General features: G+C 70.7%; 9 protein-coding genes and 1 pseudogene. 5 read left to right on the forward strand and 5 right to left on the reverse strand.

Going from position 1 to position 10,935, the window contains the following annotated elements:
* Both KVA01_RS02170 and KVA01_RS02175 read right to left on the reverse strand, forming a co-directional pair.
* The coding region (locus KVA01_RS02170) for a helix-turn-helix domain-containing protein (RefSeq protein ID WP_141268747.1) at positions 1-267 on the reverse strand (267 nt) is incomplete at its 3' end.
* Positions 268-451: 184 nt separating this feature from the next.
* Positions 452-871, reverse strand: coding sequence for a hypothetical protein (locus KVA01_RS02175; RefSeq protein WP_068470142.1), 420 nt, complete (start codon positions 869-871; stop codon positions 452-454).
* A 429-nt stretch (positions 872-1,300) separates the two neighbouring features.
* Here KVA01_RS02175 and KVA01_RS02180 point away from each other — a divergent pair, with 429 nt between their 5' ends.
* From KVA01_RS02180 to KVA01_RS02190, 3 genes are all read left to right on the forward strand, one after another.
* Positions 1,301-1,939 carry a Maf family protein gene (locus KVA01_RS02180; protein ID WP_141268749.1) on the forward strand — a complete coding sequence of 213 codons (639 nt, stop codon included), beginning with the start codon at positions 1,301-1,303 and terminating at the stop codon, positions 1,937-1,939.
* Between the two features lie 104 nt (positions 1,940-2,043).
* Positions 2,044-3,861 (forward strand): acetyl/propionyl/methylcrotonyl-CoA carboxylase subunit alpha, encoded by a 1,818-nt coding sequence (locus tag KVA01_RS02185; protein ID WP_068470138.1) that lies wholly within the window; start codon positions 2,044-2,046, stop codon positions 3,859-3,861.
* Between the two features lie 191 nt (positions 3,862-4,052).
* A complete protein-coding gene (locus tag KVA01_RS02190; RefSeq protein ID WP_068470136.1) occupies positions 4,053-5,465 on the forward strand; it encodes an MFS transporter in 1,413 nt (470 codons plus the stop codon).
* Positions 5,466-5,553: 88 nt separating this feature from the next.
* Here KVA01_RS02190 and KVA01_RS02195 read toward each other — a convergent pair whose 3' ends face one another.
* On the reverse strand, positions 5,554-6,978 hold the full coding sequence (locus KVA01_RS02195; protein WP_068470183.1) for an NAD(P)H-quinone dehydrogenase: 1,425 nt from the start codon (positions 6,976-6,978) through the stop codon (positions 5,554-5,556).
* A 75-nt stretch (positions 6,979-7,053) separates the two neighbouring features.
* Between KVA01_RS02195 and KVA01_RS02200 the strand changes: the two genes are divergently transcribed.
* Both KVA01_RS02200 and KVA01_RS02205 read left to right on the forward strand, forming a co-directional pair.
* Entirely contained in the window at positions 7,054-7,866 is an 813-nt protein-coding gene (locus KVA01_RS02200; protein WP_068470134.1) for a purine-nucleoside phosphorylase, read from the forward strand.
* 106 nt (positions 7,867-7,972) lie between these two features.
* Positions 7,973-8,398, forward strand: coding sequence for a hypothetical protein (locus KVA01_RS02205; RefSeq protein WP_141268751.1), 426 nt, complete (start codon positions 7,973-7,975; stop codon positions 8,396-8,398).
* A 235-nt stretch (positions 8,399-8,633) separates the two neighbouring features.
* Here the strand turns inward: KVA01_RS02205 and KVA01_RS02210 are convergent, their stop codons facing one another.
* Positions 8,634-10,160 (reverse strand): sugar nucleotide-binding protein, encoded by a 1,527-nt coding sequence (locus KVA01_RS02210; protein ID WP_141268753.1) that lies wholly within the window; start codon positions 10,158-10,160, stop codon positions 8,634-8,636.
* Positions 10,109-10,864, reverse strand: a pseudogene (locus tag KVA01_RS02215) (dTDP-glucose 4,6-dehydratase); the annotation flags it as partial. The pseudogene KVA01_RS02215 and the gene KVA01_RS02210, both read right to left, overlap by 52 nt.
* Positions 10,865-10,935: the final 71 nt, after the last annotated feature.

Consider the following 10,935-nt stretch of genomic DNA (forward strand, 5'->3'; position numbering starts at 1 on the left):
GTCTCGCCCGTGGGCCCACCAACCACCACCGTCGGGGATTCTCCCGAGCTTCTTCACATCCAGGTGGATCATGTGCCCGGCCCATCCGGCACGGATACGTTGGGGTGGGCGTTGCAGGTTCTCCCCGGACGGGGTGAGATCATGCAGTCCTGCTTCGCCCTCAGCACGGCAACGGGCCACCCAGGTGGCCACAGTGGGCCGGGAAACCCGGAACTTTGCAGCCACGTGAGCCTGGGGCACACCATCGTAAAGATGACGGTGCACCATCCGCAGAGGGCCGGTCGGGGTCAGGGGTGCATTAGCGTGGGTCGTGAACGGGCTCTCTCGTACGGGTGGGTGGTGTAGGAACTTCCATCCCGCGACGAGCAGCCCGTTCCCTATCTCACCACCACACCCGTGCCAACAACCCCATCCTCCACAACAGCTAGGAACCACCTTCATCGGGCCCGCGTCACTCGTGAACGGCGGCGCTCCGCGCCTCGGATCCCAGGTGCGGGCCCGCCGTTCGCGCGCGGTCGTCCCGTCGGCGGAGGGCGGCGCGCCGGATGAGCCACCGGCTCACGAGCTGCAGGAGCAGCCCCGCGGCGAACGTCACGGCCATGAACGGACGGTCGATGTCGAGCGGCAGAACCACGGCCACCATGCACACCGCACCGAGCACGATGAACGAGGCACGAGCGATGCAGCGGCACTCGGTGCGCCAATAACCACGGGGCAGCCGCACGGCCCGTCGGCATGTGGCGAGCGCCGCGAGCCACCCAGTTCCCAGTGGAACGGACAGTTGCGGGTACGTGAGTCCGGCGTCGCCCGGCAGGGCGATCACCGCGCCTCGAGCCACCACCTGGTTGGCGAGGATCAGGGCCAGGGTCACGGCCAGGGCGTCCAGCAGTATCGACGTCAGGGGGCGGGACAGCCATCGCGAAGGCCGCGCCGGTGGTGTCCCGGTGGCGTTCGTAAGGCCGATGCCGTCCGAGAGCCACGGCCCGTGCGGGAGCCCGGCTCCTATGGACGGCCCGTTCGCCAGCCCGGTCCCGAGGGACAGCCCGGTCCCGTTCGAGGCGTGGGATGCTGTCGCTGGTCGGGACCCGGTGACGCCAGGGAGGTCCCGTGGGATGCGCGCACCACGACGCACGATCTCGACCATCCGGGCCACCTCCCTCTCCACGCGCGCGGCCGACGTCACAGGGTACATCCAGATGCTTGAGGTTGTCCCTATTTGTATGATCGCGGCCCTCCCGCGAGCACACCCCTCCTCACCGGACCGACGTGCCCTCACCCGATCCGCCGTAGAGTGAGGGGCGTGCACCCCGCTCTCGTCCTGGCCTCGCAATCACCGGCGCGCGCATCCCTGTTGGAGCGCGCGCACATCCCGTACCGCGCCATCGTCTCCCACGTGGATGAGGACGCCCTCGTGGCCGCGGAGACCCCCGAGACCCCTCCGCAGACGGCACTGTTGCTCGCCCGCGCCAAGGCGGAGGCCGTCGCAGCGCTTCCGGAAGCGGAGGGGCGGCTCGTGCTGGGTTGCGACTCCGTGTTCGAGCTCGACGACGTCCCCTACGGCAAGCCGTACGAGCCGGACGTCGCGATCGAGCGCATCAGCGCCATGAGCGGGCGCACGGGCACGCTGCACACGGGCCACTGGCTCGTGGATGCGCGCACGGGCGAAGCATCCGGCAACGGCCTGATCTGTTCCGCGGACGTGCACTTCGCCTCCATGACGCGCGAGGAGATCGAGGACTACGTGGCCACGGGTGAGCCCCTCCAGGTCGCGGGCTCCTTCACCCTGGACGGGCGGGGATCCCAGTTCATCGAACGGGTGAACGGGGATCCGAACGCCGTGATCGGGCTGAGCCTGTCCACCCTGCGTACCCTGCTCGCCGGGGTAGGGATCCGGGCGTCCTCGTGGTGGGGTGCCGCAGCACAGGGCGGGGCGCAATGATTTGTAGATCTTCCACAGTTACCGCACCGCGGTGCCCCCGCGCTTAGGCGTTCCCCGGCGCGGGGCACTAACCTTTCGGCAGAGAGTCGACAAGGAGCTATAACGTGACAACCACCTCGCGGCAGCAAGAGGCCGCCACCGCAACCCGCCCCGTCACCAAGGTCCTCGTGGCCAACCGAGGGGAGATCGCGGTGCGCGTGATCCGCGCCGCGCGCGACGAGGGCATCGCCTCCGTGGCCGTCTACGCGGACCCGGACCGGGATGCGCTGCACGTGCGCATGGCGGACGAGGCGTACTCACTGGGCGGGACGACCGCCGCGGACTCCTACCTGCGGATCGACAAGATCCTCGACGCCGCACGACGCGCCGGTGCCGACTCCGTCCACCCCGGTTACGGGTTCCTGTCCGAGAACGCGGAATTCGCCTCCGCGGTGATCGCGGCGGGACTCACATGGATCGGCCCTCCCCCGGCGGCGATAGCCCAGCTCGGTGACAAGGTCGCGGCCCGCCACATCGCAGAGAAGGTCGAGGCGCCGCAGGTCCCCGGCACCGCCGACCCGGTGTCCTCGGCCCAGGAGGTCCTGGACTTCGCGGACGAACACGGCCTGCCGATCGCGATCAAGGCCGCCTTCGGTGGTGGCGGCCGTGGCATCAAGGTGGTGCGTGAGCGCGCCGCGATCCCCGAGCTCTACGAATCGGCCGTGCGCGAGGCCACCGCCGCGTTCGGCCGCGGTGAGTGCTTCGTGGAACGGTTCCTGGACGCACCCCGCCACGTGGAGACCCAGTGCCTCGCGGACCAGTTCGGCAACGTCGTCGTCGTCTCCACGCGGGACTGCTCGCTGCAGCGCCGCAACCAGAAGCTCGTGGAGGAGGCCCCGGCGCCGTTCCTCACGGACGAGCAGAACGAGCGGCTCTACGAGTCCTCCAAGGGGATCCTGCGCGAGGCCAAGTACCAGGGCGCGGGCACGTGCGAGTTCCTGGTGGGCCAGGACGGCACCATCTCCTTCCTGGAGGTCAACACCCGTCTGCAGGTCGAGCACCCGGTCTCGGAGGAGGTCTCCGGGCTGGACCTGGTCCGCGAGCAGTTCCGGATCGCCCGCGGCGAGGCCCTGGGCTACGACGACCCGGAGATCCGCGGCCACAGCTTCGAGTTCCGCATCAACGGCGAGGACGCCGGGCGCAACTTCATGCCCTCCCCCGGCACGCTCACCACGTTCACGGTACCCTCGGGACCCGGTGTGCGCGTGGACTCCGGCGTGGAGGCCGGTGAGACCGTGGGCGGCAACTTCGACTCCATGCTCGCCAAGCTCGTCGTGACCGGCGCCACCCGCACCCAGGCCCTCGAGCGCTCGCGCCGTGCGCTGCAGGAGCTGAGCATCGACGGCATGCCCACCGTGGTGCCGTTCCACCGTGCGGTGGTCTCCGATCCCGCCTTCGCCACCCCGGAGGGCACCCCCTTCACGGTGCACACCCGCTGGATCGAGACCGAGTTCGACAACCAGATCCAGCCCTTCACCGCCACGCCCGAGCCCTCGGAGGAGGAGCCGGAGCGCCAGAGCATCGTCGTGGAGGTCGGGGGCAAGCGCCTGGAGGTCACCGTGCCGCAGCAGCTCGTGGCCGGCGGTGCCCGTACGGCCGCTCCCGCCCCGTCCAAGCAGCGCAAGCAGCGCGGCACCCGTGGCTCCGCCGCCGCCCGCGGCGCGTCCGGGGACTCGCTGACCTCGCCCATGCAGGGGACCATCGTGAAGATCGCGGTCTCCAACGGGGACGAGGTGGCCGAGGGGGACCTGATCATGGTGCTCGAGGCCATGAAGATGGAGCAGCCCCTGACCGCGCACAAGTCCGGCGTGGTCAAGGACCTGGACGTCTCCCAGGGGGACTCGGTCTCCGCCGGGGCGGTGCTCGCGACCATCGCGAGCTGATCCCTCACCCTTTTCGCGCGCTCCTCCACGCCACGCCAGCACGCAGGCCCCGCAGCCCCACCGGCGCGGGGCCTGCGGCGTCGTCGCGCACGTCAAGCATGTATCTCACCATGCGGACATCCAAGTTCACGATGCGGTATTCGGGGCTCTATCTTGAAGGAATTCCAGATACCCGTCCTGTGAGGTTCTCCATGTCGTCACCCGCGTCCACCGTGGAACCCGGCTCCGCCGCACCCCACCCGCACGTTCCGCGCAGCCGCGTGATCCTGGCCTCCCTCGCGGGGACCACGATCGAGTTCTACGACTTCTACGTCTACGCGACGGCCGCAGTGGCGGTGTTTCCCGCCCTGTTCTTCACGGGCAACGACGACACCGCCAAGCTGCTGGCCTCGATGGCCACGTTCGCCGCGGCGTTCTTCGGCCGGCCCATCGGCTCCGTGATCTTCGGGCACTTCGGGGACCGCATCGGGCGCAAGGCCACCCTGATCGGTGCGCTGCTGACCATGGGCATCGCCACGTTCCTCATCGGCGTGCTGCCCACGTACTACCAGATCGGCGTGTGGGCGCCTCTGATCCTCACGATCCTGCGCTTCTGCCAGGGCCTGGGTCTGGGCGGCGAGTGGTCGGGGGCGTCCCTACTGGCCACCGAGTACGCCGAGGAGGGCAAGCGGGCGCGGGCGGCCATGTGGCCCCAGCTGGGTGCGCCGTTCGGCTTCATCCTGGCCAACGGCTTCTTCCTGCTGCTCACCGTGGCCATGCAGTTCGGCACGGCGGGCCACGATCTCGGCACCGGCCACCCGTTCCTGGTGTGGGGCTGGCGCATCCCTTTCCTGGCCTCCGTGGTCATGGTGCTGCTGGGCCTGTGGGTGCGCGTGAAGCTCGAGGAGACCCCCGTGTTCAAGCACGCGGAGAAGCAGGGTGAGAAGGTCACCGCTCCCGTGCTGGAGGTCTTCAAGACCTCGTGGGTGCAGATCGTGCAGGGCACGTTCATCATGCTGGCCACCTACGTGCTGTTCTACCTGATGACCGCGTGGATCCTCTCCTACGGCATCGGCAAGCCCGCCGGGGGCGGGCTGGGCATCCAGTACCGCACCTTCCTGGTGCTGCAGCTGCTGGCCGTGCTGCTCTTCGCGGCCATGGTGCCGGTGTCCGGGTGGCTCGCGGACCGCTTCGGCCGCCGCTCCTCGCAGCTGGTGATCACGTCCCTGATCCTGGTCTTCGGCCTCACGTTCGGGCTCATCATGGACCCCTCGCTCGTGGGCACCGGTGAGGACGCCTCCCTGCTGCGCGTGCTGTTCTTCCTGACCGTGGGCATGACCCTCATGGGCCTCACGTTCGGCTCGATGTCCGCGATCCTGCCCGAGCTGTTCCCCACCAACGTGCGCTACACCGGTTCCGGGATCGCGTACAACGTGGCCTCGATCCTGGGTGCGGCCATCACGCCGTACATCGCCGTGACGCTCAACGCGAACTTCGGTGTGGGCTCGGTGGGGCTGTACCTCTCCTTCGCGGCAGTCATCACCCTGGTGGCCCTGTGGTTCTCCCCCGAGACCCGCCACGTGAACATGAACACCGTGGGTGCCGCGCGGGTGGTCGTGGAGTAGCCCTCCGCCGCCCCAAGGACGACGACGCCGCGGTGACCTTCGCAGAAAAGGTCACCGCGGCGTCGTCGTACCGCGGCCGAGAACTGCGTCAGCGGTGGACGTGCAGGCGGCGCGCGGCCTCCGCAATGGTCCCGGACAGGGACGGGTAGACGGCGAAGGTGTCCGAGAGGTCGTCCACGCCCAGCCGGTGGGTGACCGCGAGGGCGATTGGGAAGATCAGCTCGGAGGCGCGCGGGCCCACCACCACGCCGCCCATCACGGTGCCGCTGCCGCGGCGGGCGAAGATCTTCACGAAGCCGTCGTCCACGGCCATCATCTTGGCGCGCGGGTTGGTGGCCAGGTTCATGGTCATCCCGGTGAACATGGCGGGGTCCGCCTCGACGTCCTGCTGGGTGATACCCACGGACGCGATCTCCGGGGAGGTGAAGATGTTGGAGGCCACCTCGTCCGTGCGCAGCGGGTGGACGATGTCGCCCAGGATGTGGGCCACGGCGATGCGCCCCTGCATGGCGGCCACGGAGGCCAGCGGCATGACCCCGGTGCAGTCGCCCGCGGCGTAGATGCCGGGGGCGGTGGTGCGGGAGACGGCGTCCACGCGGATGTGGCCGGACTCGGTCATGGCCACCCCGGCCTCCTCGAGGCCCATGTCCGCGGTGTTGGGGATGGAGCCCACGGCCAGCAGGCAGTGGGTGCCGCGGATCTTGCGGCCGTCCGAGAGGGTTACCCGCACGCCGTCGCCGGTGTTCTCCACGGCGTCCGCGCGGGAGCGGGAGAGCACGCGCAGGCCGCGGCGCTCGAAGACGTTCTCGAGCACCTGGGCGGCGTCCGTGTCCGAGCCCGGGAGCACCTGCTCGCGCGAGGAGACCAGGGTGACCTCAGAGCCCAGCCCGTTGTACGCGGAGGCGAACTCCGCACCGGTCACGCCGGAGCCCACCACGATGAGCTTCTCGGGGATCTCGGTGAGCTGGTAGATCTGCTTCCAGTTGAAGATCCGCTCGCCGTCCGGCTTGGCGGTGTCCAGCTCGCGCGGGTGCGCGCCCACGGAGACGATGACCACGTCCGCGGTGAGCTCGTAGGGTTCGTCGTCGGTGGGCTCCACCACCACGGTGTGGCGGTCCACGATCTTCCCGCGGCCCTGGACCACGCGCACGCCCACGCGCTCCAGGCCGCGCTTGATGTCACGGGACTGGGTGGCCGCCAGGCGCAGCAGGCGCACGTTGACCTTGTCCAGGTCCACGCGCAGGTTGTTGAGCTCCTCGGTGGCGTCGAGGTCGTCGCCCACGTGCACGCCGAGGTCACGCGCGGAGGCGAAGCGGTTCATGGTGTCCGCGGAGGCGATGAGCGTCTTGGACGGCACCACGTCCGTGAGCACGGCGGAACCGCCCATGCCCTGCTCCTCCACCACGGTGACGTCCGCCCCGAGCGACGCCGCCACGAGGGCGGCCTCGTAGCCACCGGGGCCGCCACCGATGATCACGAGCTTCTGGTCCGCGAATTCCCTCTGCACAGTCATGTCAGCCATGCGCCCCAGCCTACCGGGGCCCGCCCACACGCTGACGCGGCCGCCGTGCGCACCTAGGATGGCGCCATGACTGAGACCACGGCCCAGGATCCCTTCGAACTCGCCCAGCAGGCCGCCGACGTCCTGCGTGAGCGCACCGGTGTGGCGCGGCACAAGATCGCCCTGACCCTCGGTTCCGGGTGGGGAGGTGCCGCGGACCTGCTCGGGGAGACCGTGGCCGAGATCCCCGCGCACGAGGTCCCCGGCTTCTCCAAGCCCGCCCTGGAGGGCCACGGCGGCACGCTGCGCTCCATCCGGCTGCCGGACGGCGAGCACGCCCTGGTGATCGGGGCGCGCACCCACTTCTACGAGGGCAAGGGCGTGCGCGCGGTGTCCCACGGGGTGCGCACCGCGGCGGCGGTCGGAGCGCAGTACATGATCCTCACCAACGGCTGCGGCGGGCTCAACCCGGACTGGGTTCCGGGCACGCCGGTGCTGATCAGCGACCACCTCAACCTCACGGCCCGCTCCCCGCTGGAGGGCGCCACGTTCGTGGACCTCACGGACCTCTACTCCCAGCGGCTGCGCGAGCTGGCCCGCACCGTGGACCCGTCCCTGGAGGAGGGTGTCTACGCGCAGTTCCCCGGCCCGCACTACGAGACCCCCGCCGAGGTGCAGATGGCCAAGGTGCTCGGCGCGGACCTCGTGGGCATGTCCACCGCGCTGGAGGCCATCGCGGCCCGCCAGGCCGGGCTGGAGATCCTCGGCATGTCCCTGGTGACCAACGCGGCCGCGGGCATCAGCCCCGAGGCGCTGTCCCACGAGGAGGTCCTCGAGGCCGGCCGGGCCGCCGGTCCGCGGATCTCCCGGCTGCTCGCGGAGATCGTGGGCAAGCTCTGACCCCGCCGTCGGACGGCGACGGAATGTCAGCAAGTGGGGGTGCCAGGCACTAGACTGGCCCCACGACAGTACTGGGCCCGCCACGGCGGTCTGAAAGGGTGAACTCATGGTCAGAAGAGCAGAAGCCGAGTCCAACGCGCGCCGTGCGTCCACCGGGCGCACCACCGAGGACGGCAGCCACGCCGTGGACGCGGAGACCCGCACCGCCCACGAGCACCACGGCCGCCGCAGGCCGCAGTACTCGGGCGAGGGCGAGATCGTAAAGAACGCCATCCTCTTCGGCGGCGGCATGGTCACCATCGTGGTGAGCCTGTGGCTGTTCAGCACCTACCCGGAGAACTGGTGGCTGTTCTTCCTGGGCATCCTGGCCTACGGCCTGGCCCTGATGGTCCCCACCCTGTTCCTCAGCGGCGCCACCGCCAAGCACTCCACCGGCGGCACCGAGGTCACCCTGGACCTGCCGCGCAACGCGTCCGAGATGGCGCAGCGCGCCGTGGGCACCGGCGAGCAGAAGCAGGACCGCGCCGTCTGACCCGGCGCACGCACCCGAGCACTCCCCAGCAGCCCCGCTCCGTCACCGCGACGAGCGGGGCTGCTGCGCATCCCGGCCCCGGACGACGACGCCGCACCGCACGTGGGTCTCGAGCGTTCAGTTCCGGGGTCGTGGCCGACGACGTGCCGGGTGCCAGTGCCAGTGCCACCAGCACCAGCCGTCTCCTGCGAGCGTCCGGCGTCACGTCGGCGTCACGTCCAGAGGCCGGTGCGCGTCAGCCGCGCGGGCTGCACCCGTCGTGTGCGGAGCGCCGCCCGTCGAACGCGGCGGCCTCCTCGCGTGCCACCGCGCGGCTGTCCGCCGGGGTGAAACCGGCGTCCAGGATCGAGCAGAGGTCCAGCACGCTGTTGACCGGACGCGGGGCGCCGTCGTTGGTGCCACCGTTGTACTCGGCCGTGCTCACGGGGGTGACCCGGGCCGGGTCGTGGCCGAGGTCCTCGAAGACCCAGCGGGCCACCTGCCCCCACGTGCACGGTTCACCGGAGCCGGTGAGGTGGTACGTGCCGTACGGGGCGCCGGAGTCCACGAGGTGCAGGACTCCCGCCGCCAGGTCCGCCGCGGCGGTGAGGCGCCCGTGCTGGTGCGCGACCGCGGAGGGGCCCACCCCCTGCGCGGCCAACCGCGCCATGGTGGCCACGAAGTTCTTCCCCTCCCCGATCACCCAGCTCGTGCGGATCACGTAGTGCCGCGGGCAGGCCCGCACGGCGGTCTCCCCCGCGGCCTTCGACTGCCCGTACACGGACAGCGGCGCCACGGGGTGGTCCGTGGTGTACGCCGAGTCCAGCGGCAGTGCGCCGTCAAACACGTAGTCCGTGGAGAAGTGCACCAGGGTGGTGCCGGCTCGCGCGCACGCCGCGGCGAGCGCTCCCACACTCGTGGCGTTGGCAGCCCATGCCGCCGCTCGGCCCTCGGGGGTCTCGGCCGCGTCCACGGCCGTGAAAGCCGCGGCTTTGACCACGGCACGGTAGCGGCGCAGGGCGTCCCCCGAGCTGATCTCCGCGGGCCAGGAGGCCGGGTCCGCGAGGTCCAGCTCCTCCCGGGTCCATGCGGTGAACGGAACCCCCGTCGTCGACAGCCGCGCCGTGAGGGCCAGGCCCACCTGGCCGCGGGCACCCGGCACGAGCACCGGCGCGGGAGCCAGCGGCGCGACGTCGTCCAGCGCGGGGTGCGCGCGGTCCTTGTCCGGGAGCTCCGCCTGCGTCAGCGGCACGGGCCACTCGATGCCCAGCTGCGGGTCCCCCAGGTTCACGAACGAGTACTCGGCCGTGGCGTCCGCGCGCCAGTGGTCCGTGACCAGGTAGGTGTAGGCGGTGGCCTCCTCCAGTGTCTGGAACGCGTTGCCCACCCCGCGCGGCACGAACACCGCGGTGCCCGGGGTGATCTCGTGCGTGACCACGGTGCCGAAGCCCGGGCCCTCCCGCCGGTCTACCCACGCGCCGAAGATCCGGCCGGTGGCCACGGAGACGTACTTGTCCCACGGCTCGGCGTAGATGCCGCACGTGGGGCCGCGTGAGCCGTTGAACGAGATGTTGTTCTGCACGAAGGAGGCGTCCGGCAGCCCGGCGGCCACGGCCTTGGCGCGCTGCCAGTTCTCCGTGAACCAGCCGCGGTTGTCCCCGTGGACGGGCACGTCCACCAGCAGCAGCCCGTCGATGGCGGTGGTGTGAACGGTGAGGTCCTGAGCGGTCGCTGTCCGGCCTTCCGGTAGGCGGCTTCGGTGGCGGACTTCGCGGGTTCCCACCGGTCCCGGTGCTCGGTGTACCACGCCATGGTGTCCGCGAGGCCCTCCGAGAAGTCCGTCCAGCGCGGCTCCCAGCCCAGCTCAGCGCGGGTGCGGGAGCCGTCGATCGCGTAGCGGCGGTCGTGCCCGGCGCGGTCCGTCACGTGCTCGAACGCGTCCTCCGGTTGACCCATGAGCCGCAGGATCTCCCGCAGCACCGTGAGGTTGTCCCGCTCGCCGTCCGCGCCGATCAGGTACGTGCGGCCGGGGGTTCCGGACTCGAGGATGCGCAGCACGGCGGCGGAGTGGTCCGCCACGTGGATCCAGTCCCGCACGTTCTCCCCCGCGCGGTGCAGCTTGGGCCGCTGCCCCGTGAGGACGTTGGTGATCTGGCGCGGGACGAACTTCTCCACGTGCTGTACGGGCCGTAGTCGTTGGAGCAGTTGGACAGCGCGACCTCCACCCCGAACGAGCGCGCCCACGCGCGCACCAGGTGGTCCGACGCCGCCTTGGTGGCCGAGTCCGGGCTCGACGGCGCCCGCGTCCGCAACGTCCCCCACCACCAGCTCGCAGCGGGCCGGGTCAGCGGTGGCCAGGTTCTCGCGGTTGCCCGCGTAGGTGAGCTTGTCCAGCACGGTCACGGAGTGCTCCGTGTTCTCCAGGACGTGGTGCACGAAGTTGGCGCCGATGAACCCGGCGCCGCCGGTCACGAGCAGATGTCCTATGACTGTTCATCACAGGAGCCCCGAGCGGGGGACGCGCTCAGCCGATGCGCCGCGGGGCCGACTCCCCCCGG

Source organism: Kocuria varians (genome assembly GCF_006539885.1).
Classification (GTDB): domain Bacteria; phylum Actinomycetota; class Actinomycetes; order Actinomycetales; family Micrococcaceae; genus Kocuria; species Kocuria varians.

Excerpts from the sequence above, each read along its gene's own strand:
- KVA01_RS02190 (WP_068470136.1), top strand. The coding sequence starts at position 4,053 with ATGTCGTCACCCGCGTCCACCGTGGAACCCGGCTCCGCCGCACCCCAC.
- KVA01_RS02195 (WP_068470183.1), bottom strand. The coding sequence starts at position 6,978 with ATGACTGTGCAGAGGGAATTCGCGGACCAGAAGCTCGTGATCATCGGT.
- KVA01_RS02200 (WP_068470134.1), top strand. The coding sequence starts at position 7,054 with ATGACTGAGACCACGGCCCAGGATCCCTTCGAACTCGCCCAGCAGGCC.
- KVA01_RS02205 (WP_141268751.1), top strand. The coding sequence starts at position 7,973 with ATGGTCAGAAGAGCAGAAGCCGAGTCCAACGCGCGCCGTGCGTCCACC.